The organism is Serratia sp. N21D137 (assembly GCF_047530005.1).
Taxonomy (GTDB): Bacteria; Pseudomonadota; Gammaproteobacteria; order Enterobacterales; family Enterobacteriaceae; genus Chania; species Chania fonticola_B.
In genome coordinates this window covers 1-740 of record NZ_JBLJAJ010000117.1, presented here as the reverse complement: position 1 = coordinate 740, position 740 = coordinate 1, and the positions used below count along the sequence as shown (strand labels likewise).

The window sequence follows — 740 nt, the reverse complement described above, 5'->3', positions numbered from 1 at the left end:
CCGAAATGACATCCAAACGAGCAAACCGTTACCCACCAGAGCTGCGTGAGCGGGCTGTCCGAATGCTGCTGGAACAGCGCAGTGAATATCACTCTGAACATGCCGCCATCAACTCCATCGCGCCAAAAATTGGCTGTAGTCCCGACACACTCAGAGCCTGGCTGCGTCGACATGAACGCAATAATGGTGCAGGTGATGGCGGGCTCCCAGGTGATGAGCGTCAGCGACTCAAAGAGCTGGAGCAGGAGGTTCGTGAGCTGCGGCGCAGCAACGATATTCTGCGCCAGGCCTCGGCTTATTTTGCGAAGGCGGAGTACGACCGTCTGTGGAAAAAATAATGCCGCTGCTGGATACCCTCAGCGGTAGTCACGGGGTCGGACCGGTATGTCATGAGCTGAATATCGCCCCGTCGACGTACTACCGGCATCGTGAATACCGCCAGCATCCGGAGAAACGTAGTCAGCGTGACCACCGTGACGACCTGTTGAAACCGGAAATACAACGAGTGTATGACGAAAACTACAGCGTCTATGGCATCCGTAAAGTCTGGAGGCAGTTGCAGCGTGAGGGCTTCAGCGTGGCCAGATGCACCATCGCGCGACTGATGAAGGCTATGGGTCTGGCCGGAGTTCTTCGGGGTAAAAAAGTGCGGACTACGGTCAGCCGGAAAGACGTTGCGGCAAGCGACAGGGTAAACCGCCAGTTCGTGGCAGAACGGCCCAATCAGCTTTGGGTGGCAG

At 56.8% G+C, this 740-nt stretch carries 1 pseudogene and 1 other annotated feature; the pseudogene reads left to right on the top strand.

The window, feature by feature from the left end:
* Window positions 1-5: 5 nt before the first annotated feature.
* Window positions 6-740, top strand: a pseudogene (locus ACMV5H_RS25580) (IS3 family transposase); the annotation flags it as partial.
* Window positions 293-409: a sequence feature (AL1L pseudoknot), on the top strand. Its footprint overlaps the pseudogene before it by 117 nt.